Annotated in this window: 11 protein-coding genes; 4 read left to right on the forward strand and 7 right to left on the reverse strand. The window is 71.3% G+C overall.

Going from position 1 to position 19,323, the window contains the following annotated elements:
- Window positions 1–23: 23 nt before the first annotated feature.
- A complete protein-coding gene (locus EV375_RS28085; RefSeq protein ID WP_130302712.1) occupies window positions 24–7,337 on the reverse strand; it encodes a type I polyketide synthase in 7,314 nt (2,437 codons plus the stop codon).
- Between the two features lie 988 nt (window positions 7,338–8,325).
- On the opposite strand from EV375_RS28085, the gene EV375_RS28090 reads away from it, so the two are divergent.
- A protein-coding gene (locus EV375_RS28090; protein WP_486588882.1) for an IS5 family transposase occupies window positions 8,326–9,118 on the forward strand; the annotation gives its coding sequence in 2 pieces (ribosomal slippage) (window positions 8,326–8,639 and window positions 8,638–9,118; 795 coding nt in all).
- 9 nt (window positions 9,119–9,127) lie between these two features.
- Here EV375_RS28090 and EV375_RS28095 read toward each other — a convergent pair.
- Both EV375_RS28095 and EV375_RS28100 read right to left on the reverse strand, forming a co-directional pair.
- Window positions 9,128–9,493 carry a VOC family protein gene (locus EV375_RS28095; RefSeq protein ID WP_130302713.1) on the reverse strand — a complete coding sequence of 122 codons (366 nt, stop codon included), beginning with the start codon at window positions 9,491–9,493 and terminating at the stop codon, window positions 9,128–9,130.
- 340 nt (window positions 9,494–9,833) lie between these two features.
- Window positions 9,834–10,307 (reverse strand): ATP-binding protein, encoded by a 474-nt coding sequence (locus EV375_RS28100; protein ID WP_130302714.1) that lies wholly within the window; start codon window positions 10,305–10,307, stop codon window positions 9,834–9,836.
- Between the two features lie 658 nt (window positions 10,308–10,965).
- On the opposite strand from EV375_RS28100, the gene EV375_RS28105 reads away from it, so the two are divergent.
- The 3 genes from EV375_RS28105 to EV375_RS28115 all read left to right on the forward strand — a co-directional run bounded on the left by EV375_RS28105 (window position 10,966) and on the right by EV375_RS28115 (window position 14,800).
- On the forward strand, window positions 10,966–11,301 hold the full coding sequence (locus EV375_RS28105; protein WP_130302715.1) for a MerR family transcriptional regulator: 336 nt from the start codon (window positions 10,966–10,968) through the stop codon (window positions 11,299–11,301).
- Window positions 11,302–11,812: 511 nt separating this feature from the next.
- Window positions 11,813–13,897, forward strand: a complete 2,085-nt coding sequence (locus tag EV375_RS28110) for a hypothetical protein (RefSeq protein ID WP_130302716.1) — start codon at window positions 11,813–11,815, stop codon at window positions 13,895–13,897.
- 55 nt (window positions 13,898–13,952) lie between these two features.
- A protein-coding gene (locus tag EV375_RS28115) for an IS5 family transposase (RefSeq protein WP_486588845.1) occupies window positions 13,953–14,800 on the forward strand; the annotation gives its coding sequence in 2 pieces (ribosomal slippage) (window positions 13,953–14,283 and window positions 14,283–14,800; 849 coding nt in all).
- Between the two features lie 329 nt (window positions 14,801–15,129).
- Here EV375_RS28115 and EV375_RS28120 read toward each other — a convergent pair.
- The 4 genes from EV375_RS28120 to EV375_RS28140 all read right to left on the reverse strand — a co-directional run bounded on the left by EV375_RS28120 (window position 15,130) and on the right by EV375_RS28140 (window position 19,288).
- Entirely contained in the window at window positions 15,130–15,639 is a 510-nt protein-coding gene (locus EV375_RS28120) for a hypothetical protein (RefSeq protein WP_130302938.1), read from the reverse strand.
- Between the two features lie 305 nt (window positions 15,640–15,944).
- Entirely contained in the window at window positions 15,945–17,147 is a 1,203-nt protein-coding gene (locus tag EV375_RS28130) for a molybdopterin-dependent oxidoreductase (protein WP_486588883.1), read from the reverse strand.
- 502 nt (window positions 17,148–17,649) lie between these two features.
- Window positions 17,650–18,549 (reverse strand): alpha-lytic protease prodomain-containing protein, encoded by a 900-nt coding sequence (locus EV375_RS28135; RefSeq protein WP_165434862.1) that lies wholly within the window; start codon window positions 18,547–18,549, stop codon window positions 17,650–17,652.
- A gap of 514 nt (window positions 18,550–19,063) precedes the next feature.
- Complete coding sequence (locus EV375_RS28140; RefSeq protein WP_055487772.1) at window positions 19,064–19,288, reverse strand: hypothetical protein; 225 nt, start codon at window positions 19,286–19,288, stop codon at window positions 19,064–19,066.
- Window positions 19,289–19,323: the final 35 nt, after the last annotated feature.

The following is a 19,323-nucleotide window of genomic DNA, read 5'->3' on the forward strand; positions in this document are numbered from 1 at the left end:
CCGAGCTCAGGGGCGGACACGGTTCACCAGCCGGACGCAGCGGCGACCACCGCGTGCACCGTGGGCGCGCCCCAGGCGAGTTCGCGCAGCAGACTCAGCGGCCCCTCCTCGGGGTCGAGGAGTTCGATGCCGCGAGCCGCGTAGGAGCGCATCAACTCCGGCGTCACCATGCCGCTGTTGGTCTCCGACGCGGCCCAGGGCCCCCAGTGCACGGTCAGACCGCGGCGGTCCTCCGTCGACCAGCGCCGGCCCAGCTCCTCCAGGGCGTCGTTGGCTGCCGCGTAGTCGGCCTGTCCGCGGTTGCCCAGTGCTCCGGCGATGCTGCCGAACAGCACGGCGAAGCGCGGGGATTCGGGCAGGGCGCCGAGGGCGTCGAGCAGCACGCGGGCACCGTCGGCCTTCGTGGAGAAGACACGGCGGAAAGATTCCGGCGACTTCTCCGCGATCAGCTTGTCCTCGATGACGCCTGCCGCGTAGACGACTCCGTCGAGCCTGCCGTGCTCCGCGTGTATCTCCTTCACCGCGGCGCGTACGGCTTCCTCGTCCAGCGCGTCGACGCAGCGGTAGCGGGCCTGGCTGCCCGACTCCCGCAGTGCGGCGAGGGTTTCGCGCACCTCGCGTTCGGCGAGGACGGCTGAGACGGCACGCTCGATCTCCGCCGGTGACGTCATCCCGGAGCCGATGAAGGCCGTGCGCAACTCGTCGCGTCCCGGAGCCGCGGCCGTGGCCGGGTCCTCGGACGGCGGTGGCACGGGAGTGCGGCCCAGCAGCTCGATCCGGCAGCGGCTCGCGGCGGCGACGGTGCGGGCGAAGCGCGCGGTGATGCCGCGGGCGCCGCCGACCAGGAGCAGGACGGAGTCGCGGTCGAGCCCGGCGGCCGCCGCCTCGGAGACGCCGTCACCGGCCGGGCCGGCGCCCGTCGCGGCGACGGCGCCCAGGTCCTTGGGTGCCAGCCTCAGCGCGCGCCTGCGTCCGCCCTCGGAGAGGACGACGGGTTCGCGCTCCGTGGCGCCGAGTTCGGCCACGAGGAGGCGGGCGACCGTCTCCGGGTCGTCGTCCGCGCCGACTTCGACCAGCGTCGCGGCGACGTCCTCGTACTCGCGGGCGACGCTGCGGAAGAAGCCCCGCAGACCGGAGGCGGCCCCCTCCGCGCGCCGGTCCGCCCCGATCAGCCGCGTGGGTCCGGAGGCCAGGATGCCCTGGAAGAGCGGGAAGGTCTCGGGGAGCGTGGTCTCCGGCGACTCCAGGAAGTGCAGGTGGAAGACGATCTCGCCGACCTGCTCCGGGAGCGGCTGGCCGTCGGGCACGGTGTGCGGCATGGCGCCCAGCTCCCGCAGGCGCTCCGCCACGAGGGTGCCCAGCGCGCCGCCGCCCAGGACGGTGACGGTGGCGCCCTCGGCGAGAGCGGGGGCGGGCGGTGCGGGCAGTTCGGTCTCGGTGAACTCCAGCCGCTGCGGCGCCACGACGACGGCGCCGCTCGCGGCGGGCTCCTCGGAGGGTGCGTTCTGCGCCGGTGCGGGCACGGCTGCGGGGGCCGCGGACCGCGCAGCCCCGGTCGCGGGTGCGGCGGCGCCGAGCCTGGCGACGAGAAGCTCGGAGATCGCGGCCGCCGTACGGGCCGCACTCAGCTCCTCCACATCGGCGTCCCGCCCCACAGGCAGACCCAACCGCACCGCCAACTCACCGGCTATCTCAGCCCTCTTGATCGAATCCACACTCAGATCCGCCTCCAGATCCAAGCCCGGCTCGATCATGTCCACCGGATAACCCGTACGCTCAGCCACCACCGACAACACCGACTCCAGCACCGCATCCGCCGACAACACAGCGGCACCGGCACCAGCAGCGGACGATGGCGCGACAGCGGCGGGCGACGGGGCGGACGCCGGCGCGGCGGCGCCGAGCCTGGCGACGAGAAGGTCGGAGATCGCGGCCGCCGTACGGGCCGCACTCAGCTCCTCCACATCGGCGTCCCGCCCCACAGGCAGACCCAACCGCACCGCCAACTCACCGGCTATCTCAGCCCTCTTGATCGAATCCACACTCAGATCCGCCTCCAGATCCAAGCCCGGCTCGATCATGTCCACCGGATAACCCGTACGCTCAGCCACCACCGACAACACCGACTCCAGCACCGCATCCGCCGACAACACAGCGGCACCGGCACCAGCAGCGGACGATGGCGCGACAGCGGCGGGCGACGGGGCGGACGCCGGCGCGGCGGGCGTGCTCGCGGCCGTCGCGGGGGAAGGCGCGGCGGGCACGGTGACGGCGGGTGCGGGCAGCGCCGGCGAACCGGCGGGGGCGGGGGGAAGTTCGGCGGCTCCCAGGTAGCGCAGCAGCACATCTCTCTGCGCGGTGACCATCTCCCTGCTGGAGCGCAGGAATTCGGCGATGAGAGCGTCCGGACCGGACAGCGTGGTGCCGTCCTGCGTGGGGGGTTCCGGCACGATCAGCTCCGTGACTGGGCGTGGGGGACGAAGGGCGTTGGGCGGGATGGTGCCGTCGGCGAGACGGACGAGCTGACCGTCCACGGTCCAGCCGGCGGGCTTGCCGGGGGTGGCGCTCTCCGGGTCGACGGCGTCCCGCCCCTGGTAGAGCATTCCGGTGCGCACGTCTGCGCCGGCGACGGCAAGTTGTGCGACACCGGCGAGAAAACCGTACAGTCCCCCGCGCCTGGCGTCCTCGAATGTGACCGTACTGTGTGGACGATCGCCGAGGATCGCCGATACGAGCCTGGTCAGGACCTTGCCCGGGCCGACCTCTGTGAAGACGCGTGCGCCCGCCGCGTACATCGACTCGATCTGCTCGGCGAACCGGACCGGCGACCCGATCTGTTCGGCGAGCCCTGCGCGCACCGCATGGGGGACGGCGTCGTAGGGCTCTGCCGTGCTGTTGGACCAGACGGGAAGTCCGGGCGCGTGTATGTACATCGACTGCAGCGTCCGCGCGAACGCTTCACCGGCGCCTGCCACGAGCGGGCTGTGGAAGGCGCACGCCACCTGGAGCGTCCTGGCGGACAGGCCGGCGTCCTTGAGGTGACCGACCGCCTTCGTGACGGCCTCCGTCGGGCCGGAGATCACGGTCTGCCTCGGCGAGTTCCGGTTGGCCGTGACGACCTCACCGTCGAGCCCCGCCAACGCCAGTACCTCGTCGACCTTTTCGGGGAGCGCGGTGACGGCGGCCATGGCGCCGGCGTCGCCCTTGTCCGGGATCTGATCGAGTATCGCCTCGGCGCGTGCGGCGCTGGCCGTGAGCACGTCCTGGGGAGACAGCGCCCCCGCGACGCCCAGCGCGACGAGTTCGCCGTAGCTGTGCCCCGCGGCCATGTCCGGGCGTATGCCGAGGGAGGCGAGCAGGTCGGCGGCGGCGAGTTCGACGATGCCCAGGGCCGGCTGGGCGACGGCGGTGTCGGTGATGCGGGCGAGCTGCGCGTCGGCGGTCGCCTTGTCGAAGGCCGTCGGCGGGTACAGCGCATCCGCCCAGCGCCTGCCCATGTGGAGGTAGCGCTGGAGTTCGGGGAAGGCCACGAAGAGGTCGGCGAGCATCCCGGGGCGCTGGCTGCCCTGGCCGGGGAAGAGGAAGGCGATGGCACCTCCCACGGATGCCTCGCCCGTGGCGCTGTCCGAGGCGGCGAAGATGCCCGCCGCCGGATCGTGCGCGCCCTCGGCCGCACGGTGCAGCAGCCCGCGCAGCTCTCCGACGCTCTGCGCGAGGAGAGCGATGCGCACCGGCTCGCCCCGCACGGCGGCCGAGTCGCTGACGCGGGCGGCACCGAGTGCATGGTCCCGCAGCCGCCACGCGCCGTCCCGTCCCGTCTGCCCAGCCTGCTCGACCTGCTCCAGGAGGCGGCGCACGGCGCGCTGCGCCGCGGCGTCGTCCTTGCCGCGGAAGGTGAACAGCTCGACCGGCCACTCGTCGCTGGAGTGCACGGAGGGCGCCTGGTCGTATGCGCGCAGCACGGCGTGGAAGTTCGTCCCGCCGAAGCCGAATGCGCTTACACCCGCGACACGTTCGGAGGCCTCGGCGGCCCACGGCCTTGCCGCCGAGTGGAAGAAGAACGGGCTGCTCTCCTGATTCCAGGCGGCGTTGGGCTCCTCGATGTGCAGCGTCGGCGGCTTCACCCCGTGGTACAGGGCCAGCGTCGTCTTGATCAGCCCCGCCAGGCCGGCGGCGCACTTGGTGTGCCCGATCTGCGACTTCACCGACCCGATGGCGCAACTGCCGGGCGGCGCGCCCGCCTCGGTGAACACCTGTGTGAGCGTGGTCAGTTCGGTGCGGTCGCCCACCACCGTGCCCGTTCCGTGCGCCTCGATCAGGCCGATCTGCGCGGGCGATACGCCCGCGTTGCGGTAGGCGCGGGTGAGCGCGGCACGCTGGCCCTCGGGGCGCGGCGCGGTCAGACCGAGCGCGCGGCCGTCGCTGGCGCTGCCGACGCCGTCGATCACCGCGTAGACGCGGTCGCCGTCGCGCTCGGCGTCCGCGAGGCGCTTGAGCACGACGCAGCCGACGCCCTCACCGAGCGCGATGCCGTCGGCGCCGTCGTCGAACGTGGACGAGCGCCCTGTCGGCGAGAGGGCGTGCACGGAGGAGAAGAGCAGGTAGTCGTTGATCCCGTTGTGCAGGTCGGCGCCGCCGCACAGCACCATGTCGCTGGTGCCGGTGACCAGTTCCTTGCAGGCCACGTCCACGGCGGTCAGCGACGAGGCGCACGCGGCGTCCACGGTGTAGTTGGCCCCGCCGAGGTTGAGCCGGTTGGCGATGCGGCCGGCGATGACGTTGGCGAGGACGCCGGGGAAGGAGTCCTCGGTCAGGTGCGGCAGCTGTTCGTCGAGAGCGGCGGGCAGGTCCCCGCCGAGGTATGCCGGGAGAACGGTGCGCAGGACGCTGGCGTTGGACAGGTCGCTGCCGGCCTCCGCCCCGAAGACGACGGACGTGCGGGAGTGGTCGACGGGCCGCCCTTCGCAGCCCGCGTCGGCCAGGGCCCGCCGCGCGGCCTCCAGCGCCAGCAGCTGCACGGGCTCGATGCTGGCGAGCGAGGCGGGCGGGATGCCGAAACTCAGCGGGTCGAAGGGGATTTCGGGCAGGAACCCTCCCCAGCGCGAGGGGGTGCGCTCCCCGTCGCCGTCCGGCGCGTAGTACAGCTCCGGATCCCAGCGCTCTTCCGGCACCTCGGTGACGCAGTCCTTGCCGGCCAGCACGTTCGCCCAGAAGGCGGAGAGATCCTCGGCGCCGGGGAACATGCCCGCCATGCCGACGACCGCGATGCGCAGCGGCTCGGCCCGGCTCTCCTCCTCCGGCCCGGATCCGTGCTCCGCGAGGCCGAGTTCGTCCCGCAGCCGCCGTGAGCGTTCGCGCAGCACCGAGGCGGCCCGCTCGCCGACGGACTCGTGGAGCGCGGCGACGGTCGTGACGGCAGTGCGCAGCACGCACACCTCACCGGCCATGAACATGCCCTCGTCGCCCTGGCGTTGCTCGTCCACGCCGCGCAGCTCGGGCCCGACGCGTTCGATGCCCTTGCTGGCGACGCGCAGCCGCCCGACGTTGAACTTCTCCAGCTGCTCCCAGATCTCCCGCTCGGGGACGCCGGCCTGGCGCAACTGCTGCTTGAGGGAGGCGAAGTGGGAGGTGAAGGCGCTGTGCGCGCACCGGGTGGCGTGTCCGGGTGCGGTCTCCAGCAGGTCGGTGCGCTCGGCGGAGACGACCTGCTGCTGGAAGCGCGGAAGGATGGCTCCCGCGTCGACGGCTTCCTGGGTGAACAGGTAGGCGGTGCCCATCAGTACGCCGGTGGCGACCCCGGCGCGTGTCAGCGGTGCGGCCAGGGCGGCGACCATCGATGCGGATCGTTCGTCGTGCACGCCGCCGGCGAAGAGGACGGTGATCTCACCGGCAGCGCCGGGTCTCTCCTTGGCCACGAACTCCAGCAGGACCTCGGCCTGTGCCTCCCACAGCGGGAAGCTGTTGCGCGGGCCGACGTGGCCTCCGCACTCGGCGCCCTCGAAGATGAACTTGCGGGCGCCGGCGGCGAGGAACTGCCGCAGCAGCCCCGGCGAGGGCACGTGCAGGAAGGTGGATATGCCCTCCGCCTCCAGCGCGGCCGCCTGTGCGGGGCGGCCGCCGGCGATGATCGCGTGCGTGGGCCGTACCTGGCGTACGGCCTCCAATTGGGCCGCCCTGATCTCCTCGTCGGCGAAACCGAGGATGCCCACGCCCCAAGGAGCCTCGCCCAGCGCGGACTTGGTGGCCTCGAGCATCGTCCTGGTCTGCTCCGCGCCGGCGAGCGCCAGCGCGAGGAAGGGCAGCGCACCGTCCGCGGCGACGGCGGCGGCGAACTCCGGCTGGTCGCTGACGCGGGTCATCGGCCCCTGCGCGACGGGCAGCCGGGTACCGAGGGCGGCGGCGCCGGGAGCGCCGGGGCCGAGTGCCCCGGCCGCCTCGTCGTCCTGAACGACGGCGGCGACGGCCTCGCGCATGCCCCGTACGACGTCGGTGACGGAGCTCCACCTGCGCGCGAAGGAGGCGGCGAGGAAGACGTCCTGGCCGGCGGGGAGGAACTGCGTGCGCAGGTCGTCGCCGCCTATTCGGGAGGCGAACTCATCGGCGTCCTGCGGCAGTTCGGGGGCTCCGGGGCCGCGTCGGCGCAGCACGCGCATGCCGTGGTGCAGGACCGTCTCGGAGCCGTCCAGCCCGGAGAGGGCCTCGGTGATCTCCAGCGGCAGCCCGGCCTCGTCCAGCAGTGCCAGCTGCGTGTCCAGTACGACACCGGCCGCGCCGCCCGCGACGGCGGCGGCAGCGGTGTGGGGCCCGATGCCGCCGCACGCCCACACGGGCATGCCGTCGGGCAGCCCGTCGCGTGCTCCGCCGAGGGCCGCGAGGACCTGCTGGAGCAGCACGAAGGTGCTCAACTCCCCAGCGCGGCCGCCGCTTTCGCTGCCGCGGACGATGAGGCCGTGGGCCCCGGCGGCCGCGGCGCGGCGTGCCTCGTCCAGCCCGGCGACCTCGACGAGGACGCGCCTGCCGCCGAACTCCCCCGGTGACCTGGCGGGATCGGCGAGCAGAACGGTCTCCACGGCTGCGGGGAGGTCGCCGTCCGTCACCGGGCAGCCGGGGCGGATGCGCACTCCGAAGGGGCGTGCCGCCCATCGGTCCGTGCGGTCGAGATGCTCGGCCGCCTCACGCAACGCGCCGTCACCGGCGGGCAGTTCGAGCACTCCGAGTGCACCTGCCGCGCAGGCGCCCGCGGTCAGCCGTGGTGACGGCCTGTGCAGGGGGTTGATCGCGATGACCGGGTTGGATCGCGAGGACACGTGGGACGCGTCCGTATCCAGCATCCTCATGGGCTCTCCCGACTGCACGATCGCTTCGGCCAGCTGACCATGCGTAGTAGACGGGACGGTTACTGTGCGGTCAACCGATGGTTTCCCGCGTGCTCGTCACTCTCCGTCAACTGCCGGAGAGGCGCCCAGTGCCGGGCATTTCGCCCTCCGAGGCACACCGAGCAGGGCCGTGACACGCACGTCATGAAGACGGAACGCAGCGGTCATTACGTTTGTCATGGCCATGTAACCGTCCGCTTACATGCCACACGGGCACTGTGTGGCAGATCACAGCATTGGAGCGGGATTTCCGGATCAGCCGGCGGCCGCGACGAGCCACCGCGACGGCAGGAGGTCGGCCTGCCGGTGGCCCGGGGCGGGTCACGCCGGGCGGATTCCGGTTGTCCGGCGATTGTGCCCCAGCTCCCCGCACCGGCGGCCACCATTGAGGAAACGCGCAAATACGCCGCCGGGAAGGCTTCGGGGCCGGACCCCTCACATCATCCGTCGAAGGGCACGGGGAGAGTGGGGGCGTGAGCAGCGGGCGGACGGGCGGGGGTCCGTGCTTCCGCTGCACCGGTGGCCTGCGGGGGCACGGCGGCCCGCCCCGGCATCGGCGTGCGTCTGCTCGATCTCACCCTTGGAGCAATGTGGTTGGGGGTCACGGCGGTCTCCTTGGCGACTGTCCCGGTGGGGTCGGAATGTCTACGCGCGGAGAACGTACGACGGCATACTCGTGAGTCACAAGAGACGGACCCACAATGGCAAGTACCTGCCACGAATTCACGTGTACGGGCACGCACACGGTGCGATTTCAGCTCCACACCGGGGCCTGATCGTGCGCTTTCGGCCGTCGTACCCCCGTTCGGCCACACCTGCTCGCCAACTCGGGGCTCAAGTACCCGCTGTTTTCCGCCTGTTCGTACGACGGACTCGACAGGAGGGCGATCCGGCGCTAAGAGCTTGTCTCATTTGGGGTAGCAGTCGGTAGCCTGCGGTCGTGGGGATCGTGGAGCGCTTGGTGCCGGATGAATTGTGGGAGCTGTTCCAGCGAGTGGTGCCCGAGGCACCTGCGCGACCGCAGGGCGGCGGCCGTCGCAGGTACGCGGACCGGGAGGTACTAGCGGCGATCATCTTCGTCGCCACGACGGGCTGCACCTGGCGGCAGCTTCCCCCTTCCTTCGGCCCCTCAGGACCAACGGCTCACCGCAGGTTCGCCGAATGGTCGAAGGCTCGGGTGTGGGCCAGGCTCCACCGCGTGGTCCTGGACGAGCTGGGCGGCCGCGGAGAGCTCGACTGGACGCGCTGCGCGATCGACTCGTGAACATGCGGGCCCTCAAAGGGGGGCGCTGACAGGTCCGAATCCTGTCGATCGGGGCAAGAAGGGGTCGAAGATCCATCTGATCACCGACCGCACCGGCTTGCCGCTATCCGTCGGCATCTCCGGTGCCAACACGCACGACAGCCAGGCACTGATACCCCTGGTCAAGAGCATCCCGCCGATCCGGTCGCGGCGCGGGCGGCGCCGGCGTCGGCCGGACAAGCTCCACGGCGACAAGGGCTACGACTACGACCACCTGCGGAGCTGGTTACGCGGACGCGGCATTACCCACCGCATCGCCCGCAAAGGCGTCGAGACCTCCCAACGGCTGGGCCGCCACCGCTGGACCATCGAACGCACCATGGCCTGGCTCGCCGGCTGCCGCCGTCTCCACCGCCGCTACGAACGCAAGGCAGACCACTTCCTCGCCTTCACCAGCATTGCCTGCACCCTCATCTGCTACCGCAGACTCAACAAATGAGACGAATTCTTAGGACCGGTGGCAGACAGCCTCTACGTTGTTGCCGTCGGGATCGCGGACGAAGGCTCCGTAGTACGACTCGTGGTACTCAGGCCACAGTCGAGGCGCGTGCAGGACCTCGGCACCCACCGCGACGGCCGCAGCATAGAAGGCGTCCACGGTGGCGCGGTCGGCCGCAGCGAAGGCGATGTGCAACTCGCGCGCGGGCGAAGGGTCGTTCGCGGGGACCAGCCACAGCGGGTGTCCGGTGATGCCGAAGCTGATGTTCTCGCCGAACTGCTTCTTGCGCTCGCCGCCGAGCGGGGCGAGTACGGCGTCGTAGAACGCGGCGCTGGCCGCGATGTCGCGCACCTGGATGGCAATGTGATCAAGCATGCTCACACCCTGCGTGCTTGGCGGCGCACTTGTCACGCGCTTTCCGCCCCAGTGCGCTGGGCCATGCCCATCCGCCACCACTACCTCACCAAATGAGACCAGTTCTAAGGCGTGAGTCAGAAGTCGTCGGCACTGGACGGCGACTCCGCCGGGACTCGCCGCTGGTCTTCGTCCGGACGGTCAAGGACGACTCGCCTCCGGCCGGCGACGAAGCTCACGCCTCCGCGCGTTGCCCGCGCCGACCGGACCCACGCACACACATGTCGCGCCGCCCGGCGGCGGCAGTGCGGCCGGCATGACTTGCGTGCCGGTGGCCCGGCTGCGTCCGTGATCCGGGTCGTCACCGTGCGCAGGCAAGATCAGCTCTCGCGCCGGACGCGCCCTCCGGTTCCGGGCGGAGCTCTCGCGGGAGCCGGACGTGGATGGTCTTGCCGGGCCCGGGGCCGAGCGTGATGGTCACGCGGCTGGTGACGCTGCGGATCATGTGCCAGCCGAAGCCGCCGCTGCCGCCGCTGCGGTCGGGCGTCCGCTCGCACGGGCGTGCCGGACTGGGGTCGGTGACCGCGGCGGCCAGCGCGTCCGGCCCGGCGGACAACTCGAGGGTGTACCGGCCGCCACCGTGACGCAGGGCGTTGGTGACGAGTTCGGAGACCACCAGGACCAAGGTGTCCGCCAGGGAGCCGTCCGGTGCCGGCGTGAGGCTGTCGGTGAAGGCACGGGCGGCGTCGCGGGCCTTGTGAACGTCGCATGAGCGCTCGCCCCGCACGACGGTCGCTTCGGGATTCGGCATGCTGGTGATCATCGTGCTGTTCATGCGCGTACACCCCACTTGGATCGTTGTGCCGCTCTTGCCGTGCCCAGGCGCATGCCCGCCCCGGCTGACCTTCATACTCCGCCGGCAGTGCTCTCCGGTGCAGCTTTTCGGGGGCAAGGGAGGACAGAAGCCGGCATTCCTTCTCACAGAAAATCTGTCATGGCGGGAGTAGACATGTGAGCCTCCCGGGGTTAGTGTCTTCCTCGTAGCCAAGAGATCGAGAAGGCGCGGCAGAGGACGAACTGCCGCGCATGCAGGACCAGCAGGTTGGGCACGGCAGTGGAGTGGCGGGGCCGGAAGGATTCGGGGTCCCCTCGCTGACTGCCGGGCCGGGTGGCTCACCAGGAGCCGCCGTAAGAACGCAGTACCCGTAGTGGCAAGCAGGTTGAACCGCAGGAAAGAGACAGAAGGAGGCAGACGCCATCCAGGATCGCCCGGGCGAGGACATCGACAGCCCGGGTACCGCAGGCCCCGGAATGGAAGGTGGTCCCACGGTCACGCATCCGCGATCCCCGCACGCGCTCCCCTCTTCCGGGGGTCGGTGCGGAACGAGAAGGCCGGCACTGCAGTAAGCCGGCAGATGGTGTTCAAATCCCTCGGGGCCCTGGTGCCGTTCGGCACCAGGGCCCCACGATGCGTTCCCCCAACAGAGGTGCAAATGACAGAGGACAACTCACTCGGTCGTCTCGACGACGACGACTACCCCGCTTTCACCATGGGCCGTGCCGCCGAAATACTCGGCACCACCCCCGCCTTCCTTCGCGCCGTCGGCGAGGCCCGCCTCATCAACCCCCTGCGCTCCGAAGGCGGCCACCGCCGCTACTCCCGCTACCAGCTGCGCATCGCCGCCCGAGCCCGCGAACTCGTCGACCAGGGCACTCCCATCGAGGCCGCCTGCCGCATCATCATCCTCGAAGACCAGCTCGAAGAAGCCCAGCGCATCAACGAGGAACTGAGCCGCGACACCAAGTCCCGCCACGGCGCCGAAGCCTGAGCCCTCCTGCCCGCGCACCCGCGACGGCCGGCCTCGGCCCGCCTCGGCCCGGCCGGCAGCCGGCCGGGCCGGTGCCCGCAGCCCGGCCGGCTCCCGACCCGTACCAACGGCGTGATGATGCCGGGTGAGACACCACCGCCACGCCTACGACCAGGGCGTTCCGCCGGGCCGGTCGGGTGTTGGCCGGGGTGTGCCGCCGACTGATGTGCAGCGGACGCGGATTGCGCCGTTGCTTCCTGGCCGAACGCCGCAGCGGGCATCCTCATGCGGTCATCCCCATGATCTGAACGAGACACCGCGGGCGGCGCGGGGCGCTCCAAGTCTGTCCGCGGGGTTGTCTAAACCGATTTAAACGGGCAGGGTGCGAGATCCTCCAGCCGGACGGCGAAGACCGGTGCGGTCGGGCACGGGCCAGGACGCGGCCGGAAACGCGCCGGAGAACAGGCCGGAACGCACGCCGGGACGCAGTCGAACGCCCGGAAGAAGAAGACAGGGAAGAGGAGCCGAGACCATGAGTGTGCCCCGCAGAAGACTCCTCGCCCTGGGCGCTGCCGTACCGGCCTCCTCACTGCTCGGGGCCCCACCGGCACGCGCAGCCTCCCCCGGCACCCGCGGTGGCACGGGCCGCCTGACCAACCTCGCCCACCTCCGCTTCCTCGGCGACACGGTCGAGCCGGCACCGCTCCCGGGGCACGACACCTACCGGCTGCGGGAGGAGCCCCGGCTCGGCACGCTGTGGACCTACGCGGAACGGCAGGACGACGGCTCGTACCGGCGCATCGGCGGCGGAAAGCTCGACCCCGGCACCGGCCACTACGAGCAAGGCGCCTTCAACGCCGACGACATGGCCCGCGCCGCCGTCGTGCATCTTCGGCACTGGGTGAGCACGGGCTCCGGCCGCAGCCGCGACTCGGCCCGACAACTGCTGCGCGGCATCTGCTACCTCCAGACGACCGACGGCCCCCACGCCGGCAACGTCGTCCTGTGGCAGCAGGCCGACGGCACCCTCACTCGCAGCGCCTACCCGCCCGAGAAGCCCGACCCCTCGGACTCGGGCCCGTCCTACTGGCTGGCACGGTTCGTCTGGGCGCTCGGAGAGGGCTTCGAAGCGTTCCGCCGTACCGACCCCGCCTTCGCCGCGTTCCTCCGCGACCGCCTCGAACTGGCCCTGACCGCCCTCGAACGCGATGTGCTGAGCCGGTACGGGACATGGGAGACCGCCGACGGCCGCCGTGTGCCCGCGTGGCTCATCACCCACGGCGCGGACGCCTCCTCGGAGGCGGTGCTCGGCCTCGCCGCCTACGTGCGGTCGGGCGGCGGCACCCGCGCCCGGACGGCCACGGCACAACTGGCCGAAGGCATCGCCGCGTTGGCCTCCGGCGGTCCGGGCCGTTGGCCGTACGGGGCGGTGCTGCCCAGCGCGGCGGCGGTCTCGCAGTGGCACGCCTGGGGCGCCCAGATGCCGACCGCGCTCGCGACCGCGGCGTCCGTGCTCTCACGCCCCGGCCTGCTCCGTACCGCGCTCGCCGACACGGCCGGTTTCACTCCCGAACTGCTGACGGCCGGAGGTTGCGACAACGGCTGGCTGCCCGCCCCCGTCGACCGCAACCAGATCGCGTACGGCGTCGACTCCCGCCTGCGCGCCCTGCTCACCGTCGCCGAGAACGGCGGCGCACCGGGCCTGTATCCGCTGGCGGCGCTCACCGCCGCCTGGTACTTCGGGGCGAACGCGGCAGGCGAAGCCGTCTACGACCCGGACACCGGCGTCACCTTCGACGGCGTCGCACCCGACGGCAAGATCAACCGCAACTCCGGGGCCGAATCCACCATTCACGGCCTGCTCTCGATGCTCGCCCTCGACTCGCTCAGCGACCGCGGCGGCGCGCGCTCCGCCGCTTCCCCGCTGGGCCTGGGCGGCACCGGCCAACGTGACGGACTGCGCGTGTTGGAGGCCGAGAAGGGCGAACTGACGGGAGCCGCCGAGTCCGTGAGCCCCGACTCGCCCTGGACCGGGGAGTCGCAGTACAGCGGCGGCGCCTACGCCGCCCTGCGCGAGGGCGGAGGCATCTCGTGGACGCTGCCCGACGACACGGAAGGGCCCCTGCTCGCCTCGCCGGTCGTCAACCTCGTCCCCGACACCGACGCCGGCGCGACGCGCTGGGGCGCCCGCGGCTCCGGCCCCCGGGCCACCCGCGTCGACCACGGCACTGCCGGAGACCAGGGCATCACCGCGGCGCCCGGTGCGCTCACGCCTGTTGCGCTGCCGGAGACGTTCGCACCGGGAGGACGGCTGCGGGCGCGCGCCGAAGCCGTCGGAGAGCATCCGCTGCGCGTCGACGCCGTGTTGGTGCGGCCCGTCGTGGCACGACGGGTGCTCCACGGGCCGGAGCGGAGCATCGCTCTCCTCCACAACGGCGACGGACGGGCGCACACGGCCGGGGTGACGCTGCCCGGTCAGGGACCTGTGACCGTCGAGCTGTACGACGTCCGGGCACGGCCGCGCGGCCTGCGTACCGTCCCCGGTCCGGACGCCCAGGTGACGCTGCCCGCACACGGATTCGCCGTCGTACGGCGGAAGGCCGCACGACGGACATGACGGGAAGGCGGGCGCTAGGGCGTTTCTTGCGGATCATCTGCTCGTTGATTGTGGTGTGCCGTTAACTAACGCGCAGTGGGCGCGGATTGAGCCGTTGCTGCCGGACCGGACACCCAAGCGGGGCGGCCGGTGGCGTGACCACCGGCAGGTGATCGACGCGATCGCCTACAAGTACCGGACCGGAACGCCGTGGATGGACCTGCCCGCCGAGTTCGGCTCGTGGAAGGGCGTGCACAACCGGCTGCGGACCTGGGCCGCCGATGGCACCTGGGAACGCGTGCTGACCGCCCTCCTGGCCCAGGCCGACGCCGAAGACGATCTCGAGTGGGCCGTCGCGGTCGACTCCACCATTGTCCGCGCTCACCAGCACGCGGCCGGGGCCCGTCAAAAGGGGCCCCGGCAGGCGAGCCACACGATCATGCCCTCGGACGCTCCCGCGGCGGACTGACCACCAAGATCCATCTGGCAGCCGACGGCCAATGCCGTCCACTGGCGTTCACTCTCACCCCGGGCCAGGCCGGTGACGCACCCGCCTTCCCGAAGGTCATGGCACACCTGCGCGTGCCCCGGCCACGAGGCGGCCGGCCACGCACCACACCCGATGTGCTCCTGGCGGACAAGGCCTACTCATCCCGCGCCATCCGCACAGAACTCCGCAGACGCGGGATCCGGGCGGTCATCCCCCAGCCCGCCGACCAAGCCGCCCACCGCAAACGACTCGGCCAACGCGGCGGCAGACCACCGGCCTTTGACCGCGAGGTCTACAAACACCGCAACACCGTCGAGCGCTGCATCAACAAGCTCAAGCAATGGCGCGGCCTGGCCACCCGCTACGACAAGACCGCCACCATCTACCTCGCCGCACTCCACATCGCCGCGATCCACATCTGGTCAGCCCGATGATCCAAAAGAAACGCCCTAGTGCTGTGGCCGGGAGAGTTTCCCGGGAAGCTCGCGGCGTCCGGTGCATGGGGTCTCCACCGCGAAAGCGAGGGGACACATCGCAAGGCGGAGGATCGTCCTCGTACTGGGGTTCCCCATGCCGAAGGGCTGGGTTCCCCATGCGAAGCCTTGGGGTTCCCCATCCGAAGCCAGGGGAGGGAGTACTCAGGCGACTCCGACAACGCTGGGGGCACTTCCCCTGGCTTCGCCGGGGAGACCCCACCCCGGCGAAGCCAGGGGAGAGGTGCGTGCCGGGCGTCGCGAGCCGGTGAGCCTTACCGGTCACAGCACTAGACCCCGTCCTCACGGTGCGCCCGCCGCCGTCCCCGCACTGCCCGCGCCAGCAGGCACACGGCCGAGACGGCGAAGAGTGCCGCGGTGACCAGCAGCCAGCGGCCCATGAATACGCCCGGTTCGAGACCGGTGTATGAGGCGTAGTGGCCGCCCCGGTCCAGGATGAGCGGAAACCAGACGAGAAGGAGCAGCAGCGAAATGACGGCGGGCACCCGCACATAGTTGACCTGCTCCGACTGGCCCGGCTGCTCCGGTGATGCCGCCGCCCCGCGCCCACGGCCCTTGCGGGGCCATGCTGTGACGGCACGCAGCGCACGGTCGGCGACCGAGTAGAGCGGAACCAGGACGAGGTCGTGCACGACCGCTGCGCCCACGAACCACAGGACGACGCCGAGCGTGTCCCCCTCCAGCAGCCGGACGCCGGCGTACCCGGCCAGCGCGAACGAGCAGAGCACCAGAAGCAGATGCAACGGCGATTCCCCGTACCGCGCGCGGAACGCAGCCAGGCCTTTGGCCCGCTCCGGGCTCCTCTCCTCCGGGCCTCCCTCCTCCGGGCCCCTCTCCTCCGGGCCCCTCTTTTCCGGGCTCCTCTCCTCCGGGCCCCTCTCCTCCGGGCCCCTCTTTTCCGGGCTCCTCTCCTCCGGGCCTCCCTCCTCCGGGCCCCTCTCCTCCGGGCTGTGGTCCCCCGAACTCCGGTCGCCCGTCGGGCTCTTGTCCCCAGGGCGCGCGTCCCTCGGGCCCTCGTCGCCCCTCGGGTCCTTGTCTCCCCTCGGGTCCTTGTCTCCCGAGCTCTCATCCGCCGGGCCGCCCGTCACGGCCGCGCTCCGAAGGTCAGGCGCGTGACCCACTTCGTGTTGTTCACACCGGGGTTGGCCGGAACGATGACGCGCGCGGGATAGCCGTGGTCCAGGGACAGGTCCGCTCCGTTGACGTGGAGGGCGAGCAGGGACCGCGGGTCGCGGACCTGGTTGTCGCGCAGGCCCGCCGAGCGGAACGAGCCGCTGCGCTGTGCCGATTCGACGAAGACGTCCGGAGGATCGTCGCGGAACCCGACCAGGGCCGCCAGCGTCGTCAGCCTGACGCCGCTCCACTCCTGGTCGTCGGTCGACCACCCCTCTACGCACGCGATGGGGAGGGCGGCGGCGTGCTGCGGCAGATCCAGCAGCTGCTGCCGGGAGAGGATCCTCTCCCGGTCGCCGGAGCGCACCGTCAGCCGCCAGTCCTCCCCGACGTCGGCGGCACGGATGCCCCGCGCATCTGCCGTCTTGTTGATCTGGAAACCGTTGGGTCCGGTGCCGGGGTCGGTGTGACGCGGCGCCAGTACGGCCGTCTCACGCAGCGATCCGCCGATGCTCTGGCCGGCCGTCACCACGAACAGCACGAGTGAGCCTGCGCCGACCATGCCCAGGGCGCCACGCCGGGACATCGTCGCCGGTGCCGGATCCGGGGTGACCAGGCCGGTTGCGTCGGGCGGTTCGGGCTCGGTGCGGCGGGTGGGGGTACGCAGCTCCCTGCGCAGATCGCGGCTGCGCAGGGCCCGCGCCATGACGGGGATGCGGAAGGCGATGTGCACGACGAAGGCGCCGATGAAGACCCAGGCTCCGTAGAAGTGGAGGGTGTAGAAGGAGCCGGGGAAGATGTAGTCCAGCTGCACGTTCAGCAGGCCGGTGGCGAACTCGAAGAGCGCCCCGCCGACGAGCAGCAGCAGCGAAAGCCGCTCCAGCCCATGGCTGAGGGAGCGCACCGGCGGCCAGGTGAACAGCTTCGGCACCACCGACCACAGCTTCGCCAGCAGGAACGGCACCAGGACGACCCCGAGCGTGACGTGCACACCCTGATTGAGGCGGTACAGCCACGGAGGGTCCGTCGGCCAGGGGAAGAGGTAGAAGCCCAGCCAGCCCTTGTCCGGCGTCTTGTCGTTGGGCGGCCCCAGGCCGGGGTTGTACGCGGCGTACGAGAGCAGGCCCGTCACGAAGAGCACGGTGATGCCGACGAGGAGGACCACCCCGAACATCGAGGTCAGCCACGGGCCGCGGAGGGGGCTGCGCCAGAAACCCGGCCGCGTCGGACCCGGGGGCGGGCCGAGGGGCGAGTTGCCCTTGCCGCCCCCGCGGGCGGCGTCGCGCAATCGGGTGAACCGCCCCTGTCCGTCCGGCTGTTGAGAGGCGCGGCGTGCGCCGTGCTCGCCGGGTCCGGGGGTGTGACCTTCCGGCGGACCGGTCTCCGCCGGGTGCTCCTTGGCCTGCATCTTCGTCCTCCGCGGTGCGACGACGGCCGGACGGCCCGTCACATCGACGGTATGCAGCGGGGCACGCCGGGCCATGGAGGTCGACTGCCACGTCACCGGACCGTTCAATCTTTCGCCCCGGCGCCACACTAAGGAAGCCCCGGGCAGGAAGCCGCAGCCGGGAAGCCACGCAGGACGCAAGACGAAACCGGCCTGCGCCCCTGAGGGGTGCGCAGGCCGGCGCTCACCGCGCGGCAGGGAGGGAGTCCATGCCGCGCGGTGAGGTGGTTCAGAAGACGCTCACGCCGTACGCGCTCAGCGCCTCGGTGACCGGCTGGAAGAAGGTCGTACCGCCGGAGGAGCAGTTGCCGCTGCCACCGGAGGTCAGGCCCAGGGCCGTGCTGCCGGCGAACAGCGCGCCGCCGCTGTCGCCGGGCTCGGCGCAGACGTTGGTCTGGATGAGCCCGTTGACGATGCCGTCGGCGCCGTAGTTCACGGACACGTTCAGGGCCTGGACGGTGCCGCCGTGCAGTCCGGTCGTGCTGCCGCTGCGCTGCACGGACTGGCCGACGGAGGGGTTCCCGGCGTTGGTGATGTCCTGGTAGCCGCCGTTGTAGAGGTAGACACGGCCGTCAGCCGCGTTCGGATCGGAGTGGCGGATGATGCCGTAGTCGTTGCCGGGGAAGCTGCTGCCGGCAGTCGTGCCGATCGACCAGGAGCTGCCGATGTTGGTGCAGTGACCGGCGGTCAGGGCGTACTTGGTGCCGCTGCTGTCCTGCACGTTGAAGCCGAGCGAGCAGCGGGCGCCGCCCGTGGTGATGGCTTCGCCGCCGGCTATGAACTTGGTGAACTTGCCCGGTGTCCGCTTGATCTCGTAGGCACCGGCGTTCACGCCGGCTTCCTTCTTGATCTTGGCCAGGTCGGCCTTGGAGACCGTGCGGTCGGCCGTCACGACGACCTTGTCGGTCTTCGAGTCGGTGTACCAGGCGACGCCGCCGACATCTGCTGTGCGCAGGGCCTGGCTCGCGTCGCTGAGCGCGGCGGCGCTGAACTTCGTGGGGGCGGGTTCGGCTGCTGAGGCGCCGCTCGCGGGGAGCGCAAGCGCGGCGGCGACCGCGAAGCCGGATGTCACTGCGATCAGCCGCGCGCGTCTCGCAAGGCGATGGGGGGTGGTGCGCGTGATCCTCACTGATTCCTCCAGTTGGAGAACGGGGGCCCTATGGGGTGGTGGGCCCGTTGAGCGCAGCCATGAGCGCACGACGGTGGGGCCGCCGTGTCCCTGACAAGCACTGGAGGGAATATTTGCTCCAGGCCCCCGGTCCATGCAAGACGCTGTTTCAAAGTTCAAAAAGTGAAAGATGCGAGGCGGGACGAAATGTCAGATTGATCCATCTGATAACCGTCGCAAGCGGACACACATCAAGTGAGCGTCTCTGCCCGGTTGTTCGCGGAAAGCCGCATCGTGGGTGGCTCCACCGAGTCGGCGCTCGCTCATGAGGCGCGCCGATCGCCGTCCGGCGGCGGCCAGTTGGGCGCGCGGCGGCCTCGGGAACGGGACTCCGGCGGCACCTGCCCGGGGGCACACCGGACACGCCACTCCCCCGGCACCGCCCGGACGCGGCTCACGCGGCAGCCCCGGAGGGCGGTGATCACTTCCTCCACCCGGACTTCAGAACCCGACGGAATGACGAAGGAGCCGGCAGTCAGCGCCTCTCGATGCGGGCCTGGTCCACGAGCTCGGAGTAGGCCTCGTCGTCATCGAGGTCCGACTCGTGCAGAAGGAGCGCCGACCACGGGACCGGGCACGGCGGAGCGTGATCCGGGTCCGGGCAGAGAAGCCTGGCAATGCGCTCCTTGATTTCCTCCGCCTGCTTCTCGGTCGCGTAGATCCCCAGCCGTACTTCCCACACACTCGGCTCGTCCGGCAAAACCCACCGACCTCCTCGGAGACAATTTCCTTCGG

It is taken from the genome of Streptomyces sp. CNZ301, assembly GCF_004217425.1.